This window comes from Hylemonella gracilis (genome assembly GCF_004328645.1).
Classification (GTDB): domain Bacteria; phylum Pseudomonadota; class Gammaproteobacteria; order Burkholderiales; family Burkholderiaceae_C; genus Hylemonella; species Hylemonella gracilis_B.
The window spans coordinates 137,444-158,264 of the sequence record NZ_CP031395.1 but is presented as its reverse complement, the minus strand read 5'-3'; the positions used below and the strand labels follow the sequence as shown (position 1 = coordinate 158,264).

Annotated in this window: 22 protein-coding genes, 1 tRNA gene and 1 pseudogene; 16 read left to right on the top strand and 8 right to left on the bottom strand. The window is 65.0% G+C overall.

Annotated features, from left to right (window positions below; translation table 11 throughout):
• Positions 1 to 168: 168 nt before the first annotated feature.
• The 6 genes from DW355_RS00710 to DW355_RS00685 all read left to right on the top strand — a co-directional run bounded on the left by DW355_RS00710 (position 169) and on the right by DW355_RS00685 (position 7,685).
• On the top strand, positions 169 to 3,006 hold the full coding sequence (locus tag DW355_RS00710; protein ID WP_242671266.1) for a cache domain-containing protein: 2,838 nt from the start codon (positions 169 to 171) through the stop codon (positions 3,004 to 3,006).
• Positions 3,007 to 3,047: 41 nt separating this feature from the next.
• Positions 3,048 to 3,554: a dihydroneopterin triphosphate diphosphatase gene (gene nudB, locus DW355_RS00705; protein WP_131277012.1), complete on the top strand. Its 507-nt coding sequence runs from the start codon at positions 3,048 to 3,050 to the stop codon at positions 3,552 to 3,554.
• 12 nt (positions 3,555 to 3,566) lie between these two features.
• A complete protein-coding gene (locus DW355_RS00700; RefSeq protein ID WP_131277009.1) occupies positions 3,567 to 4,352 on the top strand; it encodes an endonuclease/exonuclease/phosphatase family protein in 786 nt (261 codons plus the stop codon).
• 186 nt (positions 4,353 to 4,538) lie between these two features.
• A complete protein-coding gene (clsB, locus tag DW355_RS00695; protein WP_431733199.1) occupies positions 4,539 to 5,723 on the top strand; it encodes a cardiolipin synthase ClsB in 1,185 nt (394 codons plus the stop codon).
• Positions 5,724 to 5,743: 20 nt separating this feature from the next.
• Positions 5,744 to 6,478, top strand: a complete 735-nt coding sequence (gene folE, locus DW355_RS00690) for a GTP cyclohydrolase I (protein WP_131277006.1) — start codon at positions 5,744 to 5,746, stop codon at positions 6,476 to 6,478.
• 22 nt (positions 6,479 to 6,500) lie between these two features.
• On the top strand, positions 6,501 to 7,685 hold the full coding sequence (locus tag DW355_RS00685) for a hypothetical protein (protein WP_131277004.1): 1,185 nt from the start codon (positions 6,501 to 6,503) through the stop codon (positions 7,683 to 7,685).
• A gap of 59 nt (positions 7,686 to 7,744) precedes the next feature.
• Here DW355_RS00685 and DW355_RS00680 read toward each other — a convergent pair whose 3' ends face one another.
• The 4 genes and pseudogenes from DW355_RS00680 to gpmA all read right to left on the bottom strand — a co-directional run bounded on the left by DW355_RS00680 (position 7,745) and on the right by gpmA (position 11,958).
• Positions 7,745 to 8,632 carry a MinD/ParA family protein gene (locus DW355_RS00680; RefSeq protein ID WP_431733198.1) on the bottom strand — a complete coding sequence of 296 codons (888 nt, stop codon included), beginning with the start codon at positions 8,630 to 8,632 and terminating at the stop codon, positions 7,745 to 7,747.
• Between the two features lie 167 nt (positions 8,633 to 8,799).
• Entirely contained in the window at positions 8,800 to 9,594 is a 795-nt protein-coding gene (locus DW355_RS00675; protein ID WP_131276999.1) for a HesA/MoeB/ThiF family protein, read from the bottom strand.
• 13 nt (positions 9,595 to 9,607) lie between these two features.
• On the bottom strand, positions 9,608 to 11,050 hold the full coding sequence (locus tag DW355_RS00670; protein ID WP_131276996.1) for a S41 family peptidase: 1,443 nt from the start codon (positions 11,048 to 11,050) through the stop codon (positions 9,608 to 9,610).
• Positions 11,051 to 11,218: 168 nt separating this feature from the next.
• Positions 11,219 to 11,958 (bottom strand): annotated as a pseudogene (gene gpmA, locus DW355_RS00665) (2,3-diphosphoglycerate-dependent phosphoglycerate mutase).
• A gap of 93 nt (positions 11,959 to 12,051) precedes the next feature.
• Here gpmA and DW355_RS00660 point away from each other — a divergent pair.
• The 10 genes from DW355_RS00660 to DW355_RS00615 all read left to right on the top strand — a co-directional run bounded on the left by DW355_RS00660 (position 12,052) and on the right by DW355_RS00615 (position 18,009).
• On the top strand, positions 12,052 to 12,486 hold the full coding sequence (locus DW355_RS00660; RefSeq protein ID WP_131276993.1) for a rhodanese-like domain-containing protein: 435 nt from the start codon (positions 12,052 to 12,054) through the stop codon (positions 12,484 to 12,486).
• A gap of 3 nt (positions 12,487 to 12,489) precedes the next feature.
• A complete protein-coding gene (gene grxC / locus DW355_RS00655; protein WP_131276991.1) occupies positions 12,490 to 12,756 on the top strand; it encodes a glutaredoxin 3 in 267 nt (88 codons plus the stop codon).
• Positions 12,757 to 12,860: 104 nt separating this feature from the next.
• Positions 12,861 to 13,322 (top strand): protein-export chaperone SecB, encoded by a 462-nt coding sequence (gene secB, locus DW355_RS00650; RefSeq protein ID WP_131276988.1) that lies wholly within the window; start codon positions 12,861 to 12,863, stop codon positions 13,320 to 13,322.
• A 21-nt stretch (positions 13,323 to 13,343) separates the two neighbouring features.
• Positions 13,344 to 14,393, top strand: a complete 1,050-nt coding sequence (locus DW355_RS00645; RefSeq protein WP_131276985.1) for an NAD(P)H-dependent glycerol-3-phosphate dehydrogenase — start codon at positions 13,344 to 13,346, stop codon at positions 14,391 to 14,393.
• A gap of 11 nt (positions 14,394 to 14,404) precedes the next feature.
• Positions 14,405 to 14,728: a hypothetical protein gene (locus tag DW355_RS00640; protein ID WP_431733197.1), complete on the top strand. Its 324-nt coding sequence runs from the start codon at positions 14,405 to 14,407 to the stop codon at positions 14,726 to 14,728.
• An 11-nt stretch (positions 14,729 to 14,739) separates the two neighbouring features.
• Positions 14,740 to 15,063, top strand: a complete 324-nt coding sequence (locus tag DW355_RS00635; protein WP_431733197.1) for a hypothetical protein — start codon at positions 14,740 to 14,742, stop codon at positions 15,061 to 15,063.
• An 11-nt stretch (positions 15,064 to 15,074) separates the two neighbouring features.
• The gene (gene nadC / locus DW355_RS00630) at positions 15,075 to 15,986 is read left to right on the top strand and encodes a carboxylating nicotinate-nucleotide diphosphorylase (protein ID WP_131276982.1); all 912 of its coding nucleotides are present in this window, start codon (positions 15,075 to 15,077) and stop codon (positions 15,984 to 15,986) included.
• Between the two features lie 26 nt (positions 15,987 to 16,012).
• Positions 16,013 to 17,134, top strand: coding sequence for a quinolinate synthase NadA (gene nadA, locus DW355_RS00625; protein WP_207388053.1), 1,122 nt, complete (start codon positions 16,013 to 16,015; stop codon positions 17,132 to 17,134).
• A gap of 102 nt (positions 17,135 to 17,236) precedes the next feature.
• Positions 17,237 to 17,737: a pantetheine-phosphate adenylyltransferase gene (coaD, locus tag DW355_RS00620; protein ID WP_131276979.1), complete on the top strand. Its 501-nt coding sequence runs from the start codon at positions 17,237 to 17,239 to the stop codon at positions 17,735 to 17,737.
• Positions 17,738 to 17,742: 5 nt separating this feature from the next.
• Entirely contained in the window at positions 17,743 to 18,009 is a 267-nt protein-coding gene (locus tag DW355_RS00615; protein ID WP_131276976.1) for a YfhL family 4Fe-4S dicluster ferredoxin, read from the top strand.
• A gap of 3 nt (positions 18,010 to 18,012) precedes the next feature.
• On the opposite strand, the gene pth is transcribed toward DW355_RS00615, so the two are convergent.
• The 4 genes from pth to DW355_RS00595 all read right to left on the bottom strand — a co-directional run bounded on the left by pth (position 18,013) and on the right by DW355_RS00595 (position 20,773).
• On the bottom strand, positions 18,013 to 18,690 hold the full coding sequence (gene pth, locus DW355_RS00610) for an aminoacyl-tRNA hydrolase (RefSeq protein WP_131276973.1): 678 nt from the start codon (positions 18,688 to 18,690) through the stop codon (positions 18,013 to 18,015).
• Positions 18,691 to 18,831: 141 nt separating this feature from the next.
• Positions 18,832 to 19,491, bottom strand: a complete 660-nt coding sequence (locus DW355_RS00605) for a 50S ribosomal protein L25/general stress protein Ctc (RefSeq protein WP_131276970.1) — start codon at positions 19,489 to 19,491, stop codon at positions 18,832 to 18,834.
• A 135-nt stretch (positions 19,492 to 19,626) separates the two neighbouring features.
• Complete coding sequence (locus tag DW355_RS00600) at positions 19,627 to 20,604, bottom strand: ribose-phosphate pyrophosphokinase (RefSeq protein WP_131282106.1); 978 nt, start codon at positions 20,602 to 20,604, stop codon at positions 19,627 to 19,629.
• 92 nt (positions 20,605 to 20,696) lie between these two features.
• Positions 20,697 to 20,773, bottom strand: a tRNA-Gln gene (locus tag DW355_RS00595).
• Positions 20,774 to 20,821: the final 48 nt, after the last annotated feature.

Sequence of the window (20,821 nt, the reverse complement as noted above, 5' to 3'; positions counted from 1 at the left end):
ATGGAGATTTCCGCAGCGGCGGTGGAAAATGAAGCGCGCGTCTTTATGCGGATGTTGTCTTATCTCAATCCAATCAGACTGATTTGCTTGCTTACTCAAGGATTTGAGCGAAATGTCACACTGCTCTTGTATGCTTGTTACATTTTGAAAAACCCGGGGAGGGGTTTCATGCCGATCACCCATACCTTGCCCGCGCCGGAGCAATGGTTGCGTTATATGCCGGGCGTCGAACGCCAGCGTCAGGAACTGCGCCTTGTCGAGAACGCCTGGGACCATCTTTCCCTCTTGTCCTCCCTCTCTCTGTTGTCGTCGAATGCCTCGTCCGGCGGTGATCTGGCGCGGGCCCGGCTGGACTTTTCCTCCCTGTCCGTCGAACTGATGCATGGTCTGGCCGCGGAGGCCGTGCACAACTGCGTGGACGACTTGAACAGCCGCGCGCAGATCTGCATCGACGTGCTGGTGCGCAACCTTTTCGAGCGTACCGCCGACATCGGCTTCTTTTCGACCGATGTCGGCGTGGCCGATTTCCTGAGCGCATCCGTCCAGGAGCGTCGTCCTGAGCTGATCGCCAGTCGCTTGCGCCAGTACGCCAGCAAGTACACCGTCTACGGCAACATCTATCTGTTCGACGCGGATTGCCGCCTGGCTGCCGCTTTGCACGAGGAGGGTACGGCCCTGGGCGAACCCGTGCAGGCCGACGATGTGGCGTTCCTGCGCCAGGTCATGGCCAGCGACGCGCCCTATACCGAGGATTACGCTGTCCGTGGCTTTATTGGACAAAGTCAGCCCTCGCTGTCCTACGCCCATCGGGTGGAGGTGGAGGGTCGGGTGGTGGGCGTGTTGGTGCTGGCTTTCAAGATGTCGGATGAAATGCCGGCCCTTTTTGCCTCCATTCAGGGCAATGACCGTGAGCACGGCGGGGATGTGGTGCTGGCCCTGGTGGATGCGCGTGGCGGGGTGCTGGCGTCCAGCGACACGCACCAGTTGCCCCTGGGCTGGCAGGTGCGCTGGGACCTGCCGCCGGGACAGGCCTCGGGAGCCTTCATGCTGCAGCATTTCAGTCGCCGGTACCTCGCCGTTGTGCGCGAGGCCCGCAGTTTTCAGGGCTATGGGGGGCCGGATTGGCGTGGTCTGGCCTTGCTGCCGCTGGACGTGGCTTTCGACGAAGCGACGGGCTCGGAGCACAGCATCTTGATCAAGGAACTGGCAGGCAACGCGGATTTCCTGTCTGATGAGCTGCGTGAGATTCCACGGCGCTCGGTGGCCATCCAGTCGGCGCTGGAGCGCTCGGTCTGGAATGGCCTGCTTGAAATCAATCAGATGCAGGAGGGCGCGCAGGGTCGCAGCGAGGCGGCCGCGCCGCGTGACCTGCTGTTCGCAAAGACCTTGCTGTCGGAAATTGGTGCCACCGCGCGCAAGACCGCGCGGGCTTTTTCCAGCGCACTGGAGGATCTCTATGGCGTGGTGACCCGCTCCATCTTGCGCGATGGTCAGAGCCGGGCCGATCTGGCCATGCAGATTCTGGATCGCAATCTGTATGAGCGTGCCAATGACTGCCGTTGGTGGGCGCTTACGCCGCAATTCGCCGAAACCCTGGCCGCGGGTCGGGTGGGCTGCGAACAGGCCACGACCGTGCTGCGGGACATCAACGCGCTCTATACCGTGTACAGCAGCCTGGTGTTGTTCGATCGCCAGGGGCAGGTGATGGCGGTTTCCAACGCCGCGCAGCAGGCCCTGGTCGGCACGATCCTGGACGAGGAGTGGGTGGCGCGTTGCCTGCGCCTGTCCAGTGCGCAGGAGTACGTGGTCAGCGGGTACGCGCCCAGTCGTTTTTATGAAGAGGGCTCGACCTTCATCTATGCGGCGGCGGTGCGAGACCCCACGGCCGCTTCAGGCGGCCTGACGGGTGCCAGCCTGGGCGGCATTGCCGTCGTCTGGGATGCCGCGCAACAACTCCAGTCCATACTGAGCGATTGTGCCGAGGGGTGTGGCGAGCGTGACATGCTGGCTTTCATCGACAGTCGGGATCATCTGGTGCGGGCCCAGGGGCGCCACGAGGTTCTGGCCATCTTGCAGGCCGAAGGGGCGATCGAGTCTTGCCGCACCGGCGGGCGCATGGTCAATCTGGCGGGCCACCTGCATGGCGTGGGCGTGGCGCGCGGCGCGGGGTACCGCGAGTTTCGCGCGCGGGACGGTTATGACCATGGCTTGAGCTGTCTGGCCCTGCGGCATCTGTGCGAGCGCAAACCGGCGGCTGCCACCGTGCCTGCCCCGGAAAACCAGGATCTGCGGGTGGACATGGCGCAGCGCGTGCAGATGGCGACCTTCATGCTCGGCAGCTATTGGCTGGGTATCGACTCGACTCAGGTCGTGGCCGCCATGCCAGATGCGACCGCCCGCGGGGCTGGGCCGGCGCGCCTGCCTTTTCTCGGTCTGGCGCCGATTGGCAACCGCGTCTGTCCCTTGCTCGACTTGCGCAGCATCGTGCGCAACGATGCCGGTCAGCACCGGGGGGACGATGCGTCTGCCGAGGACGGACGGGCGCGCGACGGTGGGGACGAGCTCACCGCGACGGCCCGGACCGCGCAGGTGCAGCGCGCGGCCCATCCGGACCGGCAACTGATCATCGTGCGGGTGGCGCTCGACGATGGTGGCGAGCGTGAACTCGCGCTGCGCGTCGACGCGCTGGGACCGATGCTCGATCTGGATCGGCGCAAGTTCCAGCCCGTGGGATTTGGCGCGCAGACGGCCTTGATCGACGCCGTCATTGGCGTGCCGGTGGCCGTGTCGCTGGGGGCGTCGGCTGGCGCTGCGCCGTCGTCGAGCATGCTGTGCCGGCTCTCCACGGCCTGGCTCAGGCAGTGTGCGGCGGGTGTGCTGGAGCAGGCCGCCCAGGCCCAGGACCTGGATGCGTTGTTGCAGGAGCACCAGCACGACCGGCTGGTCAACGTGGGTGGACAGATTTCACGCGACCGGGCCGCGGGCCTGAATTTGCCGGTGGGCTGAGTTTCCTCGCGGTGGCTCACCCTCGGTAACGGAGCGTGACGATGGTTCAGTTTCAGAATCATGGCAACAAGATCCCGCAGTCCGTGCTGGTGCTCATCCACACGCCGGCCCTGGAGGTGCTGCTGATCCAGCGCGCTGACACGCCCGCCGACGAGCCCGATTACTGGCAATCGGTCACGGGTTCCAAAGACCATGTGGACGAGCCTTACGCGACCACCGCGTGGCGCGAAGTGCACGAGGAAACCGGCATCGATGCCCGTCAGTTGCCTCAGGGGCTGATCGATTGGGAGCTGGAAAACGTCTATGAGATCTACCCCTGGTGGCGCAAGCGGTATGCCCCGGGCGTGACGCACAACACCGAGCATCTGTTCAGCCTGTGCGTGCCCGCGGGGACCTCGATCAGGCTCGCACCCCGCGAACATCGGGCCTACCAATGGCTGCCGTGGCGTGAAGCGGCCGAGGTGTGCGCGTCACCCAGCAACGCCGAAGCCTGCCTGTTGCTGCCTCGCTTCGCCGACCTGTCTGGGGGCCCTGCGGCTGAGTCGTGAAAAAATGCGGGCATGCAGTCCGCGTCACGCCCAGGTTCCGCCGAATCCCCGTCCGGCCATCAGACCACGACCCTGCGGGTGGCCACGTACAACATCCACAAGGGTGTGCTGGGATTGGGGCCGCGCCGTCGGCTGGAGATCCATAACCTGAGCCTGGCCGTTGAACAGCTGGACGCGGACATCGTCTGCCTGCAGGAGGTGCGCAAGCTCAACCACCGCGAGGCTGCGCATTTCAGCCGCTGGCCGGAGCTGCCTCAGGCCGATTACCTCGCCCCCGAGGGGTATGAAGCCATCTACCGCACGAATGCCTACACCCGCCATGGCGAGCACGGCAACGCCATGTTGTCGCGCTGGCCTGTGCTGGCCGCCGGACACGAGGACATGTCGGACCATCGTTTCGAGCAGCGCGGCTTGCTCCACGGCCTGGTGTCTGTGCATGGGCACGGCGTGCATGTGCTGGTTGTGCACCTGGGGCTGATCCGGGCCAGCCGCGTGCGGCAGGCCGCGCAGTTGGACCAGTACATCCGCCGGGAGATACCGCCCGAGGCGCCACTGGTCGTGGCCGGTGATTTCAACGACTGGGGCGAGCGCGTGCACCGGCATTTCGAAGCCATGGGGCTGCGGACCTGGGAACCCGCCGCGCACCCGACCTTCCCGGCACGCCTGCCCCTGGTGCAACTGGACTATGTCTATGTGCGCGGCCTGACGCCCCTGCGGGTTCAGGTGCCGCGAGGCCGCGCCTGGTGGCGCATGTCAGACCATCTGCCGCTGATCGCCGAATTCAGCCTGTTCCCATGAGGCCGTCATCATGCGGCCATTGATGGCATCCAGGCGCCACCTGCATCCACTGCGTGAGTGGGCCGTCCGCCGCCGCGCGACACAGCGCGCCTTGCGCCGCATGGTGCGGCGCGCGGCGCGGACGGTGAGTCTGCGTCCCGGGCATCAGGTGCATTTGCTGCAAGGGGGGGCGAGCTGTTTCCCGCCATGGTGAGGGCCATGGACGGTGCGCGGCGCGAAATCCGGCTCGAAACCTACATATTCTGGAGCGACGAGGCCGCGCACCTGATCGTGGAGGCCCTGGTGCGCGCCGCCGAGCGGGGCGTGTCCGTCTGGCTGTTGGCTGACGGGGTCGGAACGCCGCAGCTGCCGGCGGCTTGGGTGCAGCGTCTGAACACCGCCGGCGTGCGCTGGCGTCTCTACAAGCCCGGCGGGGCCTGGTTGCGCTGGTTGTCCTTGCTTCGACCGAGCCGCTGGCGGCGCCTGCACCGTAAGCTCTGCCTGATTGACGGCGAGATCGCCTTCTGCGGTGGCATCAATGTGCTGGACGATCGGATCGACCCCAACCATGGCCCGTTGAAAGCCCCGCGCTTCGATTTCGCGGTGCGTGTGCAAGGCCCCTTGGTGGCCGTGGCGCATGAGGCGATGACGCAGATCTGGCGTCGTCTGCAGCCCCAGGACTGGCTGCGCGACGCGCGCAACAGCCGGCATCTGACGCGGCATGCGGAGACGGGAGAACCTGCCGCTCGCCTGATCGGATCGGGGGCGCTGCAGCCAGGGGAGGCGACCGGTTCCGCGCGTGCGGCCCTGGTGCTGCGTGACAACCTGCTGCACCGCAGGCACATCGAGCGTGCCTACCGCAAGGCGATCGGCGCGGCGCGCGAGGAGATCATCATCGCCAACGCCTATTTCCTGCCCGGTCGCAAGTTGCGGCAAGCGCTGATCGAGGCGGTCCGGCGTGGGGTGCGCGTGCGCCTGCTGCTGCAGGGGCGGTATGAATACTTCATGCAGTATCACGCAGTGCGCACGGTCTATGGGGCGCTGTTGGCGGCGGGCGTGGAAATTCACGAATATTCGGCCAGTTTTCTGCATGCCAAGGTGGCGGTGATTGACGCTGAGAGCCGGCTGCCCGGCGCGAAACCCTGGGCCACCGTGGGCTCGTCCAACCTGGATCCGCTGAGCCTCTTGTTGGCGCGCGAAGCCAATGTGGTGGTCGAGGATGCGACCTTCGCCAACGATCTGCGCGACCGCCTGCTGGAGGCCATGCGCAGCGGGGGAAGCGTGGTCGCGGCCGCCGATTTCGCGCGTCGCCCCTGGCGTCAGCGTTTCCTTGACAGACTCGCTCTCGGCGCGGTCCGGTTGGCTTTGTTCGTGCTCGGGCAGAGGTATTAAGCCCCTGTTACGATATTCCCATGACTTCCTCCCTCATTTCTGCAGCCTTGTCCACCACCCTCGCAGGTGCCGACGAAGGCGTGCCGGTGTCCGTCAAGATCCGTGAGCGTGTGAAGGCGGCCAAGCAGCGATTCAACGCCAACGACAACATCGCCGATTTCATTCAGCCCGGTGAGCTGGAGGCCCTGCTCGACGAGGTCGAGAGCAAGATGCAGGGGGTGCTCGACAGCCTCGTGATCGACACGGGGAACGACCACAATACGGGGAGCACGGCTCGCCGCGTGGCCAAGATGTACCTGAACGAAGTGTTCAAGGGGCGGTACTTACCCTCGCCCCGTATCACGGAGTTCCCCAACGCCGAGCATCTGAACGAACTGATGATCGTCGGCCCCATCACCGTGCGCAGCGCCTGCAGCCATCATTTCGTGCCGGTGATCGGCCGGCTCTGGATCGGTGTCATGCCGAACCAGGCCACCAACGTGATCGGTCTTTCGAAGTACGCACGTTTGGCGGAATGGGTGATGAGTCGCCCGCAGATCCAGGAAGAAGCCGTGGTGCAGCTGGCCGACCTGATCATGAAGAAGACCCGGCCCGATGGCCTGGCGCTGGTGATGGAGGCCAACCACTACTGCATGTCCTGGCGTGGCGTGCGTGACATGGACAGCAAGATGCTCAATTCCGTGATGCGCGGCGTGTTCCTCAAGGACGCGGTCCTGCGGCAGGAGTTCCTGTCCCTGATCCCGCGTCAGAGGTAGGCGGCACGACCTGGGGCGGCGCTTGAGATTCCCCGTCAAGGCCGTTCTCCCGCTTCTGGCGGTCGCGTTGCTGCTCGGCGGTTGTGGAACACCGCAACTTTTCTACGACAGAACGGAGCTGCGGCATGAGCCCCTGCCGGAAAAGCAGGTGCGCGCCTTGCCGGATGAGATTCTCCGACGCCTTGATGGTCGCCGTGCCGTCTGGGTGGACGCCGATGGCAAGGAAATGGCGCTGAACGCGGCGACCTTGCCGCTGTTGCCCACGGCCGAGATAGGCGCCTTGTGGGCGGCCGTTTTGCTTGGACGTACAGGCGGCGAGTACGACATGCGCATCCACGTCGTGGGCCAGGGTTCGTCGCCCGTGTCGGTGCTAATCGGCCAGAACGACAGCCTGCGCGTCCTGTCGTCGCGTGGCGACGCACCTCGCGAGGCGGCGCTCACGGAATCGAAGATCCGCGAGCGTTTCGGGCTGGAGCGCAATTTCCGGGGAGACTGGAGCGAGGCGGAGCGCCAGTCTCTGACCGAGTCACTCGCGCTGCTGCTGCCCGAGGAACTGACCGTCCTTCGCACGGTGCGCTTCGAGCGCAGCCAGCGCGATCTGGGGCGTGACAAGGCCGCGCGGTATGAGCTGGATGGTTGCCTGGCGCGGATCACGCTGTATCCGGCGGGCGCGAGGTTCAACCGGTATCTCTTCGTGGGTGACGTCGCCGCCCCGCGTGACGCCGTGCTGTTTCCCCTGCTCCATGAAATTGGCCATGCCGTGGAGCGCGCACCTGCGCGGCGCGCGCTGTGCGTTGCCGAAAGTCACCGCGTCGCCGCCGAGAAGTACCGCAGTGATGCATGGCGCTTGCGAGACCAGCCGGCTCGCTACAACGCGCTCATCCGGCGGCACGACGAATTGGTGCGTCGTTACGATGAATTGATCGCCGAGGCCGAGCGCCTGAGGGGCCCCGGGCCAGTCATCGCGGCCTATGCGCGCGCGCTGGCCGGTCTGCCTCCGCCGACGGACTACGGTCGAGAATCCGTCCAGGAGTCCTTCGCCGAATCCTTTGCCTTGTTCCATGCCGATCCCAAGGCGCTTTTGCGGGCGCGTCCCGCCGTCTACCGCTGGTTTGCGTCGGGCGGGCATGTGAAAGCCATGGATGCTGCCGTGGTGGGCGGCGTCCTGGAAGAAGATGACGACGGGGGCGAGGATTCGCCCTGGTGAGTCGGTGCAGATCCAGGGAGCACCCAGGTGCGGGCCTGGCGGCTGCGACGATGAATGGGTCAATCCCCTGTGCCGGGACGCAGGGCGGTGTCTTGCAGCTTGCTGGCCACCTGAACCATGGCCAGGGCGGCTGGGGCGCCGGGCATGGCCTGCATCAGCAATTGGCGACGCATCACCGCCTGACGCACGGCCGGATCGCTGGGGATGTCTCCCAGGTGGATCAGGCGACCGGCTTCTCCCGCATGCGAGGCACCCTCGGCACCTTCCGCGCCTTCGGGCACGACAAAACGTTCCACAACCTGCTGCAATTGCATGGTGATTGCGCGACCGTCCCCGGGGCGGCTGGCCTGGTTGACGATCATGTGGATGCGGGGACGGCGCTGCTGATTGACCAGCACCTTGATGGTGGCATAGGCATCGGTCAAGGACGTCGGTTCCGGGGTGGCGACCAGCAGCACTTCGGAGGCGAGCGAGATCGCAAACAACACAGCGTCGGAAATGCCCGCGCCGGTGTCCAGCAGCACCACGTCGTACCGGGGCGTCAGCGTGTTCAGCACCTGCGTGAACTTGTCACGCATGTCCGGTGTGAGCCGGGCGTACTCCGCCATGCCCGAGCCACCCATCAAAACCGAGAATCCGCCCGGCGCGGGGACGATGGCCTGTTCAAGTTTAGCCTTGCCGGTCAGTACATCGTGCAGGGTGATGCGGGCGTAGAGGTTGAGCACCACGTCCAGATTGGCTAAGCCCAGGTCGGCATCCAGCACCAGCACACGCAGGCCGCGCCGTGCCAGCGCGGCGGCCAGATTGGCGGAAACGAAAGTCTTGCCCACGCCGCCCTTGCCACTGGTGACGGCCAATACCCGTCCCGCCCCTTGGCCTTGAACGGACCGGGGCGAGGGTTTGGAGGACGGGGCGGGGGACGCCGGAGGCGCTCGGAATGTGGACACCAGCAAAATGACAGGACGGGGTTGGGGGACTGTAAGGAAAGGTAAAGTCTATCGACCCCGTGGGCGGCTGGCGCGGGAATACCGTGGGGTAAAGCCTGCAAATCGGGCTTTCAGCGGCTTGCATCCTGCTGCGGTGAGGGGTGCCTGCTCAGGTTGATCGGCGAGGTTCACCCGTGGGGACGACCACACACCGGGCAGGCGGGGTTGCGAGGCACCTGAACTTCGTTCCAGCGCATGCGCAGGCCATCAAGCATCAGCAGGCGGCCGGTCAGAGGTGAGGTGGGCAATGAGTGCTTGGCGCCATCTGCCGAGGCCATGAGCAAGCGCAGCGCTTCCGCGGCCTGCGTGGCGCCGATCACGCCGACCAGGGGCGCGAAGACACCCATCGTGGAGCACATCGCTTCTTCGAATGCCTCGCGCGGGTCGAACAGACAGGCGTAACAGGGGGATTCTTCCTGTCGCGGGTCATAGACGGCGACCTGTCCGTCAAAACGGATCACGGCACCCGAAACCAGGGGCTTGACGGCTTGCACGCAGGCGGCGTTCACGGCTTGCCTGGTGGCGTAGTTGTCGCTGCAATCGAGCACCACGTCGGTCTCGGCCACCAGGGATGCCAGCAACTCGGCGTCGGCGCGCCGAGCGATGGCCCGTACCCTTACGGCGGGATTCAGCGCGGTGATGGCGTCTTCGGCGGAGGCCACTTTGGGCATGCCCACGCGCGCGGTGCTGTGGGCAATCTGCCGCTGCAGATTGGTCAGGTCCACCGTGTCCGGATCCACCAGGGTGATCTGTCCGGTGCCGGCGCCAACGCCCGCCGCGGCCAGGTAGAGCGCGGCGGGTGACCCCAGTCCTCCCGCGCCGATCAGCAGAACTTTGCCGTCCAGAATGCGCTGCTGGCCTTCGATGCCGATCTCGTCCAGCAGGATATGCCGCGAATACCGCAGCAACTCGTCATCGGTCATGGACTGAGCCGATTCAGTTTTCTTTCGGCTCTTCCTTGCGTTCGGCCAGCGTCTTGCTGACCATCACCGGCCGGCCCTTGAGCTGGTTCAGCGCCTGCATGAGCTGGAAGTCTTCCGAACTACCGTATTCGGGCAGCTTGCGCTCGGACGGCGGCTTCTTGGCTTCTTCCTCGAGGCGCTTCATGGCTGCGTCGCGCGCCTTGGAGCGCTCGTCCTGCTGGCGTTTTTCCTCCTTGCCGTCGCCGTTGGACAAATGCTTGTCCAGGTCGGCCTCACGGGTACGCAGGGCGGCGAACAGATCCCCTTCCGGGGTTTCGTCCACCAGTATCTCGGGCAGGATGCCCTTGGCCTGGATCGAGCGACCCGAGGGGGTGTAATAACGCGCGGTGGTGATCTTCAGTCCGGTATCCGGTCCCAGTGGGCGCACGGTCTGGACCGAGCCCTTGCCAAAGGTCTGGCTACCCATGAGGGTGGCGCGCTTGTGGTCCTGCAGGGCCCCGGCCACAATCTCGCTGGCCGAGGCGGAACCTTCGTTGACCAGCACCACCAGCGGGACCTTCTTGAGGGTCGCCGGCAGGCGCTTGAGCGGATCTGCCCCGCTGCGGCGCAGGTAATGTTCGGGCGAGGCCTTGAAGGTGTACTTGCTCTCCGCCAACTGGCCATCGGTGGACACCACGGTCACGTTCTCGGGCAGGAAGGCCGCGGAAATCGCGACAGCCGCGTCCAGCAGGCCCCCAGGATCGTTGCGCAGGTCCAGCACCAGACCCTTGAGATTGGGCTCCTGCTTGTAGATGTCGCCAATCTTCCTGACGAAATCCTCGACCGTCCGTTCCTGGAACTGGGACAGGCGCACCCAGGCGTAACCCGGCTCGATCACCTTGCCCTTGACGGACTGGGTCTTGATCTCCTCGCGCACGATGGTCACCGGGAAGGACCGGTTCTCATCCTTGCGGAAGATGGTCAGGATGACCTTGGTGTTGGGCTCGCCGCGCATGCGCTTGACGGCTTCGTTCAGCGTCAGGCCCTTGACGGCGGTGTCGTCGATGCGGGTGATCAGGTCATTGGTCTTGAGTCCGGCGCGATCGGCAGGGGAACCCTCGATGGGCGAGACGATCTTGACCAGTCCGTCTTCTTGCGTGATCTCGATGCCCACGCCCACGAAACGGCCCGAGGTGCCTTCGCGGAATTCCTTATAGCTCTTCTTGTCGAAGTACTGGGAATGCGGGTCCAGGCTGGACACCATGCCCGAGATCGCGTCCGTGATGAGTTTCTTTTCATCGACCGGTTCGACGTAATCGGTCTTGATCAGGCTGAATACAGCGGCCAGCTGCTGCAGTTCTTCCAGTGGCAGTGGTGCCGCCGCGTTGCGCGCGACAGTCTGCAGCGACACCGTGGTGAGCGCGCCCGCGAGCACGCCCAGCGAAACCCAGCCTGCAATTTTCAGTTTTTGCCCCATGGTATTTGCCCGAGGAATAAGGAGGCTCGAATGAAGAGGCCTAAGAGTTGTTTTTTCCACCCGCACGTGGCGGATGGAATCCGTAGCCAATATACACGCTCGCGGCTTTCTTGGGTCTGGCCGGGGACATGGACTTGGTAACTTCCTGAACGGGGCAGGGCACCTCGCTCAGGTGCCTTGCCGCGCCACGGCCGCCGCTGCCTTGGCCGCTGCTTCCGCGTCACCCAGGTAGTAATGGCGGATGGGTCGCAGGTCCGCGTCCAACTCGTAGACCAGTGGAATCCCGTTGGGAATGTTCAGGCCCACGATGTCCGCGTCAGAAATCCCGTCCAGATGCTTGAGCAGGGCCCGGATGGAATTGCCATGCGCGGCCACGACCAGGCGCTTGCCCGCCTTGATGGCGGGGCCATGCTGTCGTTCCAGAACGGGATGACCCGTGCCACGGTGTCCTTCAGGCATTCGGTCAGCGGAATCTCGGCTTGCGCCAGCTGGGCGTAACGCCGATCGCCGCGTTCGCTGCGCGGATCGGTGGCTTCCAGTGCCGGTGGCGGCGTGTCGTAGCTGCGGCGCCAGACCAGGACCTGGGCTTCGCCGTACTGCCGGGTCATGTCGGCCTTGTTCAGTCCTTGGAGCGCGCCGTAATGACGCTCGTTCAGGCGCCAGTGCTTGACCACGGGCAGCCAGGCGCGGTCTAAGCCGTCCAGCACATGCCAGAGGGTGTGGATGGCGCGCTGGAGCACGCTGGTGTAGGCCACGTCGAAGTCATAGCCTTCGGCCTTCAGCAGCTGGCCCGCAGCCATGGCCTGGGCCACGCCGGTGGGGGTGAGATCCACATCCGTCCAGCCGGTGAAGCGGTTTTCCAGGTTCCAGGTTGATTCACCGTGGCGGATGAGCACGAGTTTGTACATGTCGCTTGTATAAGGGTAAGGAAGGCGTTTTTCGCGGGGGTAAGCCCGCCATTTTAAAATCTCCTTCTTTCTAGAACCGGTGCAAGGATTTCCGTGGATTTCATTCTTCATAACTGGGCCCTGATTCTTGTGGTCCTCGTCTCCGGCCTCCTGCTGCTGCGTCCCGCCCTGAGCGGGGCTGGCGCTCTCACGCCCGCGGCCGCCGTGCAACTGATCAACCGTGAAAAAGCGGTGCTCGTCGACGTGAGCAGCGCCGACGAATACGCGGCGGCGCATGCCAATGGCGCCAAAAGCGTGCCCCTGGCGCAACTGAGCGAGCAACTGCCGCAGACGGTGAAGAACAAGGCGGTGCCGGTGATCTTCATGTGTGCCAGCGGTTCGCGCGCGGTTGCGGCAGCCCGAACGGCCAAAGGCCTCGGCTATGAGCGCGCCATCGCCCTGTCCGGTGGGATGAAGGGTTGGCGCGCCGCCAATCTGCCCGTCGCCTCCTCCGGCAAGGCCCAGGATGGCAAAACTGCCAAGGGTTGAACCATGCAGCACGTCAAGATGTACACCACGGCGGTTTGTCCTTATTGCATTCGCGCCAAGCAATTGCTCAAGGCCCGGGGCGTGGAGCAAATCGAGGAAGTTCGCATCGATGCCGATCCGGCGCAGCGTGACCAGATGATGGCCATCACCGGTCGCCGCACGGTGCCGCAGATTTTCATCGGCCAGACGCACGTCGGGGGCTGCGATGACCTGATGGCGCTGGATGCGCAGGGCGGTTTGCTGCCCCTGCTCGGTCATACTCCCGCCTGACACGCACACGGCGGCGCGCGTGACCCATTTCGACCTGTCTGGCGATTGCCGCCGGGCGGGTTCGTACCTCACAGTTCACATTCCAAGAGACAACCGAGACCATCATGGCCGAACAACAACCTGTCTTCCAGATTCAGCGTGTCTACCTCAAGGAGGCCTCGCTGGAACAACCCAATTCCCCGGCCATCTTTCTGCAGAACGAGCAGCCGTCGGTTGACATCCAGCTCAATGTCGCGGGCGAGCCCGTGGCCGATGGGGTGTTCGAGGTCAGCGTGACCGCCACTGTCACCACCAAGATCGCAGACAAGACAGTGTTTCTGGTGGAAGCCAAGCAGGCCGGCATCTTCGAGATTCGCAACGTGCCGTCGACCCAGATGGGACCCGTGCTGGGCGTGGTTTGCCCCCAGATCGTCTTCCCCTACCTGCGCGGCAATATGGCGGACTTGGTCCAGCGCGCGGGCTTTCCGCCCGTGCACCTGCAGGAAATCAACTTCCAGGCCTTGTATGAGCAGCAACAAGTGGCCGGCGGGGCGACGAATGGCGCCGCGGGACAACAGATTCAGTAACGCCAGGCCGAGCGCCCCCGCATGAACATCCTGGTCCTGGGCGCTGGCGCATGGGGCACGGCGCTGGCCGTCAGCGCCAGCGACAACCCGCGTCAGGCCCATCGGGTTACCCTTTGGGCGCGCGACGCTGCGCAAGCGCGTGCCATGCGCGCCGACCGTGTCAATGCGCGCTACCTGCCGGGCCTGCCCTTGCCGGGTGATCTGAAGATCGTGGATGGCGCCGAGGTCGTGAACTTCTGCACGGAACAGGATTTGGTCATCCTGGGCGCGCCCATGGCCGGCCTGCGTGGTCTGCTGCAAGAGTTGCGGAATTGCCGAGTGCCCGTCGCCTGGATCTGCAAGGGCTTGGAGCGCAGCCTGCCCCGGCCCGGGGCTAGCACCGATGGCGAGGCAGGGCAGGCACAGCCCGTGGGGCTGATGGCCCATGAGGTGCAGGCGCAGGTCGCGCCGGGACTGCAAGCCGGTGTGCTGAGCGGTCCCAGCTTCGCGCAGGAAGTCGCCCAGGGACAGCCCACGGCCCTGGTCGCGGCCAGTGCCCATGCCTTGGTGCGCGAACGCCTGGTACAGGCCTTCCACAGCCCGCGCCTGCGGGTCTATGAAAACGACGACCTGGTCGGTGTGGAGGTGGGCGGCGCCGTCAAGAACATCCTGGCCATCGCCACTGGCCTGTGTGACGGACTGAGCCTGGGTCTGAATGCCCGTGCCGCGCTGATCACCCGCGGCCTGGCCGAGATGATGCGTTTCGGTCTTGCCCTGGGCGCGCGCGCCGAGACCTTCATGGGCCTGTCTGGCTTGGGAGACTTGGTGCTGACCGCCACCGGCGACCTCAGCCGCAACCGCAAGGTGGGGTTGCTGCTGGCCCAGGGCAAGACCCTGGACGAGGCCGTGACCTCGCTTGGCCATGTGGCCGAAGGCGTCTACTGCGCCCGCACGGTCGCGCAAAGGGCGCGGCACCTGGGCGTGGACATGCCCGTCACCGAGGCCGTCGTGGCTCTGCTGGATGGTGAGATGCAGCCGCAGCAGGCCGTGCAGGCCCTGATGGAGCGCGAGCCCAGTCCTGAAATCCGCTGATGGAGTTGTCCATGTCCGCGTTAACCGCGCCTTCCCCCGTGCTCGATTACACCGCCGACCTGCTGTGGCGCCTGGCCGAGGCCGACGTGGCACGTGCCCTGGCGGAAGACGTGGGCGCCGGTGACTTGACCGCTGCCTTGGTGCCAGCCGGCAAAATCGCGCGCGCCCGCATCCTCGCGCGTGAGGCCGCAATCATCTGCGGCGCGCCCTGGGCTGAGGCTGCCTTGCGGCAGGCAGCGCCCGGCGCGCAATGGAAATGGTTGGTGGCCGAAGGCCAGCGTTGCCAGCCAGACCAGGCCCTGATGGAGCGCGAGCCCAGTCCTGAAATCCGCTGATGGAGTTGTCCATGTCCGCGTTAACCGCGCCTTCCCCCGTGCTCGATTACACCGCCGACCTGCTGTGGCGCCTGGCCGAGGCCGACGTGGCACGTGCCCTGGCGGAAGACGTGGGCGCCGGTGACTTGACCGCTGCCTTGGTGCCAGCCGGCAAAATCGCGCGCGCCCGCATCCTCGCGCGTGAGGCCGCAATCATCTGCGGCGCGCCCTGGGCTGAGGCTGCCTTGCGGCAGGCAGCGCCCGGCGCGCAATGGAAATGGTTGGTGGCCGAAGGCCAGCGTTGCCAGCCAGACCAGGCCCTGATGGAGCGCGAGCCCAGTCCTGAAATCCGCTGATGGAGTTGTCCATGTCCGCGTTAACCGCGCCTTCCCCCGTGCTCGATTACACCGCCGACCTGCTGTGGCGCCTGGCCGAGGCCGACGTGGCACGTGCCCTGGCGGAAGACGTGGGCGCCGGTGACTTGACCGCTGCCTTGGTGCCAGCCGGCAAAATCGCGCGCGCCCGCATCCTCGCGCGTGAGGCCGCAATCATCTGCGGCGCGCCCTGGGCTGAGGCTGCCTTGCGGCAGGCAGCGCCCGGCGCGCAATGGAAATGGTTGGTGGCCGAAGGCCAGCGTTGCCAGCCAGACCAGGCCGTGCTGGAGCTGACGGGGCCCGCGCGTGGCCTGCTGACGGCCGAGCGCACCGTGCTGAACTTCCTGCAGCTGCTCAGCGCCGTGGCCACCCGCACCGCGGACTACGTCGCCGCGATTGCCGAGGTGTCCGGCACCAGCGCCAAGGTGTGCGCCCGCGTCGTCGACACCCGCAAGACCCTGCCCGGCCTGCGGCTGGCGCAGAAATACGCGGTGCACTGTGGCGGGGGCTGGAACCACCGCATCGGCCTGTACGACGCCGTGCTGATCAAGGAAAACCACATCGCCGCCGCGGGCGGCGTGACCGAGGTCCTGGCCCAGGTGCGTGCCACCGCGTCCGTCGCGGCGGCGGCCCGGTTCATCGAGATCGAAGTCGAGACACTGGCCCAGCTCGAAGAGGCCCTACAGGCCGGTGCGACCATGGTGCTGCTGGACAATATGGACCTGCCGACGCTGCGCGATGCCGTGCGCATCAATGCGGGTCGGGCGATCCTCGAGGTATCCGGTGGCGTGAACATGGGCACGGTGCGCGAGATCGCGGCCACCGGTGTGGACCGCATCTCGATCGGCGCCTTGACCAAAGACGTGAAGGCGGTCGACTTCTCGATGCGCTTCTTGGACCTGTGACGGTCGGTTGGAGTGATGGAGCAATCATGGACAGCGCAGTCATCGACGTCGAATACGAGCAACCCGAAAGCCTGAGCGCAGGCGCGGCGTGCTCCACGCATCACGCGTGGGCCCGCGTGCCAGCCGAGCCCGCGCCCGCCGAGCGGGTCGCGCTCAAGGACAAGATTCGACGCCTGCTCCAGGAAAAAAACGCCGTCATGGTGTCGCACTACTACGTGCACCCAGACCTGCAGGACTTGGCCGAGGAGACTGGTGGCATTGTCAGCGATTCACTGGAAATGGCCCGCTTCGGCCGGGACCATGCGGCGCAGACGCTGGTGGTTTCCGGCGTGCGTTTCATGGGCGAGACGGCCAAAATCCTCAGCCCCGAAAAGACCATCCTGATGCCCGACCTGGACGCGACCTGCTCGCTGGATCTGGGCTGCCCCGTGGACGAGTTCAGCGCCTTTTGCGACGCGCATCCGGACCGCACCGTGGTCGTCTACGCCAACACCAGCGCGGCGGTGAAGGCGCGGGCGGACTGGCTGGTCACCTCCAGCTGCGCGCTGGACATCGTGCGTGCCCTGAAGGACCAGGGCCACAAGATCCTTTGGGCGCCCGATCGCCACCTGGGGGCCTACATCCAACGCGAGACCGGCGCCGACATGCTGATGTGGAACGGCGCCTGCATCGTGCACGACGAGTTCAAGGCCTTCGAGTTGGAAGAGCTCAAGAGGGAACACCCAAAGGCCAAGGTGCTGGTGCACCCGGAGTCGCCCAGTGGCGTGGTGGCGCTGGCGGACGCCGTGGGTTCGACCTCGGGCATTTTGAAGGCGGCGAAGGAGCTCGACGCACAGGAATTCATCGTCGCCACCGACAAGGGCATGATGCACAAGCTGCGCACGCTCAACCCCGGCAAGACCTTCATCGAAGCGCCCACGGCCGGCAACAGCGCCACCTGCAAGAGCTGCGCGCACTGTCCCTGGATGGCCATGAATGGCCTGGCTGGCGTCGCTCAGGTGCTCGAGACGGGCATGAACGAAGTCCATGTCGATCCTGTCCTGATTCCCCGTGCGCGCCTGCCCATCGATCGCATGCTGACCTTCACGGCCGCGCAGAAGGCGGGCCAGCCACTTACGGGCTTGGTGCCCCACCTCGGCGCGGCCTGAACTGGCGGCGAGCCAGAGGAGCCTGCGGGGTGTTTCGTGTCCGCGCTTCATAATGGCTGTTCGCGCATCTGAGGCGCATTTGAGTCTGGAGACGCTGTCGCCATGTCCCGCAAAGTGATTGCCATCTATCCCGGCACCTTCGATCCCCTGACCCTGGGGCACAGCGACGTGGTGCGCCGTGCCGCCCAGCTCTTCGACCGGGTCGTCGTTGGCGTGGCGGCAGCCCACCACAAAAAAACCCTGTTCACGCTGGACGAACGCATGGATCTGGTGCGCGAGGTGTTGCATGACCAGTCCAATGTGTCGGTCGAGAGTTTCACTGGACTGCTGCGGGATTTTGTCGTTGCGCGGGGCGGCAAGGTGGTGATCCGTGGCTTGCGCGCCGTGACCGACTTTGACTATGAGTTCCAGCTCGCGGGCATGAACCGCACGCTGATGCCGGAGGTGGAAACGGTGTTTCTCACGCCTGGCCTGAATTACCAGTTCATTTCCAGTACGTTGGTGCGGGAGATCGCGGCCCTGGGTGGCGAGGCCGAGAAATTCGTCGATCCCGCCGTTGCCCGGCGTCTGGTGGAGAAGATCCGCCGTTCCTCGGGAGGCTAGGCATCATGGCTTTGATGATCACCGACGAGTGCATCAACTGCGATGTTTGCGAGCCGGAATGCCCGAACGAGGCGATCTTCCTGGGCCCGCAGATCTACGAGATCAATCCCGCGCGCTGCACCGAATGCGTGGGCCACCATGAGCAACCCCAGTGCGTGCAGCTCTGTCCCGTGGCCTGCATCCCCGTCGATCCGCAGCATGTGGAAAGCCGCGAGACCCTGATGCAGAAATACCTGCGGCTGCAGGCGGAAAAGCCAGCTTCAGCCGCCTGAAATTCAGGCTGCGGGTTTGCTGTCCGCCAGATTCTTGTCCACCGTCGCCGGAGTTGTTGGCGTGCCCGGGGCCTCTGATTTGTGCGGCTTCGGTGGTTTCGGCCGTGGCGGCTTGCTCGTGTGGATGTGCATGGTGGCCTTATCCATGGCGCCGCTGAGCAAATCCGGCAGAGCCTGGAGGGTGCGGATCATCGCGTCCTCGATGGCGGCGCGGTGGTCGGGCGATGGCTTCTTGAGCACCCAGTTCACGACTTCGGACTTCACGCCGGGATGGCCCACGCCAATGCGCAAGCGCCAGTAGTCGTCGCTGCCAAGATGAGCGTGCAAGCTACGCAAGCCGTTGTGTCCCGCGTGGCCGCCACCGCGCTTGAGCTTGACTTCGCCGGGCACGATGTCCATTTCGTCATGGGCGACCAGAATTTCCTCGGGCTGGATCTTGAAGAAGCGCGCCAGCGCCGCGACCGATTTGCCCGATTCGTTCATGAACGTCATGGGTTCCAGCAGCCAGAGCGTTTGCCCCTTGTACGTGGTGCGTGCCATCAGGCCGTTGTAGCCCCTCTCCAGGCTCAAGTTGGTCTTGAGTTCCCGGGCCACGGCATCGATCCACCAGAAACCGGCATTGTGCCGTGTGGCTTCGTATTCAGGGCCGGGGTTGCCCAGGCCGACGAGTAGTTTGAGCATGGCAGGATTATCGATGGCCGTCCGTCCGCCGGGCTTCGATGCCGGAACGGAAAACGGCCCGCCGAAGCGGGCCGTTGGGTTGAGTGTTGCCCGGTCCGGGTTGTCGCCCGGACCACAACACTCTTGCCGCGCAAGAAGTGATTACTTCTTGGCAGGCGCCTTGGCCGGCGCTGTCTTGGCCGGAGCAGCGGCCTTGGCATCGGCCGCGGGCGCGGCTTCAGCGGCGGGAGCCACTTCTTCCTCACCGGCAGGCGCCACCGCGGCGACCAGCACCGGGTTGGTCTTGCCATGGGTCACGGCCGTCACGCCCTTGGGCAGGGTGATGTCCTTGAGGTGCAGCGAGGCGCCCTTGGTCAGCTTGCTCAGGTCCACGGCGATGAACTCGGGCAGGTCCTTGGGCAGGCAGGAGATTTCCAGCTCGGTGACGATGTGGTTCACCAGGGACTTGTCCTTGATGGCCGGGGAGTTTTCCTCGCCGCTGTAATGCAGCGGCACCTTCATGTGCAGCTTGGTATTGGCGTCCACGCGCTGGAAGTCGATGTGCAGCACCAGGGGCTTGTAGGGGTGCATCTGCACATCACGCAGCAATACCTGGCTGCTCTTGCCGCTCACTTCCATGTCCAGGATGGACGAGTGGAAGGCTTCCTTCTTCAGGGCATGCCACAGCGCGTTGTGGTCCACCTCGATCAGCGAGGGTTCAACGGTGCCACCATAGACGATGCCGGGCGTGCGGCCCGTGTGACGCAGGCGGCGGCTCGCACCCGTACCTTGCTTGGCGCGCTCAAAAGCGACGAATTTCATGGTTCACTCCTTTTGGAAGCTTGGCGATGCAAGACTTCCTGCGGAACCCACCGCGACCAGTGTGGTTCCGGTTTCAACAATGCCCGCGTCTTTCGATGCGGGCGGCTTTTGGTCTCGTTGCAAGTCGACCGCCGCTCAGAGCAGCGGTGCGTCCTGTTCCGAGAACAAACTCAGGACCGACTCGCCCCGGGCGATGCGGTGGATGGTCTCCGCGAACAGCGGGGCCACGGAAAGCTGACGGATCTTGTCGCAGGCGCGGGCCAGTTCGGCCAGTGGAATGGTGTTGGTCACCACCACTTCATCCAGCGCGGCGCTCTTGGAAATGCGCTCAATGGCCGGCCCGGACAGGATGGGGTGCGTGCAGTAGGCGTAGACGCTTTTCGCGCCCCGCTCCTTCAACACCTCAGCCGCCTTCACCAGCGTGCCGGCCGTGTCGATCATGTCGTCCATGATGACGCAATTGCGACCTTCGATGTCCCCGATCACGTTCATCACTTCGCTGACGTTGGCCTTGGGCCGGCGCTTGTCGATGATGGCGAGGTCGCAGTTCAACTGTTTGGCCAGCGCGCGGGCGCGCACCACGCCACCCACGTCGGGACTGACCACGATCAGGTCTTCGTAGTTCTGCTGGCGCAAGTCGCCCAGCAGCACTGGCGAAGCGTAAATATTGTCCACCGGGATGTTGAAGAAGCCCTGAATCTGGTCGGCGTGCAGGTCCATGGTCAGCACGCTGGAGACGCCCACGGTTTGGAGCAGGTTGGCCACGACCTTGGCCGAGATCGGCACGCGGCTGGAACGCGGGCGCCGGTCCTGGCGCGCATAACCGAAATAGGGAATGACGGCGCTGATGCGCTCGGCCGATGCGCGCTTGAGCGCGTCGACCATGATCAGCAGTTCCATCAAGGAGTCGTTGGTCGGCGCGCAGGTGGACTGCACCACGAACACATCGCGCGCGCGCACGTTCTGGTTGATTTCCACCGTGACTTCGCCGTCGGAAAAACGCCCGACGGTCGCGGCGCCGAGACTGATGCCCAAATGCTTGGCAATGTCCGCCGCCAGGGTGGGGTTGGCATTGCCCGTGAAGAGCATGAAATCCGGGGATGTGGCTGCGATCTGCATGGAAGAGCCCAGCGTGGAGACGTCGGAGGTGGAAGGAGGCAACGCGCTTGTTCTAAGCGTGGGTGACTGGTACGAATGCAGAAATTTGGCAGGGGAGGAAGGACTCGAACCCTCGCATGCCGGAATCAAAATCCGGTGCCTTAACCAACTTGGCGACTCCCCTACACAGGTCGACGGTCAGTCACCACAACCGCCTACCTTAAAACTCTTA

Bases quoted from the DNA above. Each gene is read 5' to 3' on its own strand.
- DW355_RS00710 (WP_242671266.1), top strand. From the start codon at position 169: ATGCCGATCACCCATACCTTGCCCGCGCCGGAGCAATGGTTGCGTTAT.
- nudB (WP_131277012.1), top strand. From the start codon at position 3,048: ATGGTTCAGTTTCAGAATCATGGCAACAAGATCCCGCAGTCCGTGCTG.
- DW355_RS00700 (WP_131277009.1), top strand. From the start codon at position 3,567: ATGCAGTCCGCGTCACGCCCAGGTTCCGCCGAATCCCCGTCCGGCCAT.
- clsB (WP_431733199.1), top strand. From the start codon at position 4,539: ATGGTGAGGGCCATGGACGGTGCGCGGCGCGAAATCCGGCTCGAAACC.
- folE (WP_131277006.1), top strand. From the start codon at position 5,744: ATGACTTCCTCCCTCATTTCTGCAGCCTTGTCCACCACCCTCGCAGGT.
- DW355_RS00675 (WP_131276999.1), bottom strand. From the start codon at position 9,594: ATGACCGATGACGAGTTGCTGCGGTATTCGCGGCATATCCTGCTGGAC.
- DW355_RS00670 (WP_131276996.1), bottom strand. From the start codon at position 11,050: ATGGGGCAAAAACTGAAAATTGCAGGCTGGGTTTCGCTGGGCGTGCTC.
- grxC (WP_131276991.1), top strand. From the start codon at position 12,490: ATGCAGCACGTCAAGATGTACACCACGGCGGTTTGTCCTTATTGCATT.
- secB (WP_131276988.1), top strand. From the start codon at position 12,861: ATGGCCGAACAACAACCTGTCTTCCAGATTCAGCGTGTCTACCTCAAG.
- DW355_RS00645 (WP_131276985.1), top strand. From the start codon at position 13,344: ATGAACATCCTGGTCCTGGGCGCTGGCGCATGGGGCACGGCGCTGGCC.
- DW355_RS00640 (WP_431733197.1), top strand. From the start codon at position 14,405: ATGTCCGCGTTAACCGCGCCTTCCCCCGTGCTCGATTACACCGCCGAC.
- DW355_RS00635 (WP_431733197.1), top strand. From the start codon at position 14,740: ATGTCCGCGTTAACCGCGCCTTCCCCCGTGCTCGATTACACCGCCGAC.
- nadC (WP_131276982.1), top strand. From the start codon at position 15,075: ATGTCCGCGTTAACCGCGCCTTCCCCCGTGCTCGATTACACCGCCGAC.
- nadA (WP_207388053.1), top strand. From the start codon at position 16,013: ATGGACAGCGCAGTCATCGACGTCGAATACGAGCAACCCGAAAGCCTG.
- coaD (WP_131276979.1), top strand. From the start codon at position 17,237: ATGTCCCGCAAAGTGATTGCCATCTATCCCGGCACCTTCGATCCCCTG.
- DW355_RS00615 (WP_131276976.1), top strand. From the start codon at position 17,743: ATGGCTTTGATGATCACCGACGAGTGCATCAACTGCGATGTTTGCGAG.
- pth (WP_131276973.1), bottom strand. From the start codon at position 18,690: ATGCTCAAACTACTCGTCGGCCTGGGCAACCCCGGCCCTGAATACGAA.
- DW355_RS00605 (WP_131276970.1), bottom strand. From the start codon at position 19,491: ATGAAATTCGTCGCTTTTGAGCGCGCCAAGCAAGGTACGGGTGCGAGC.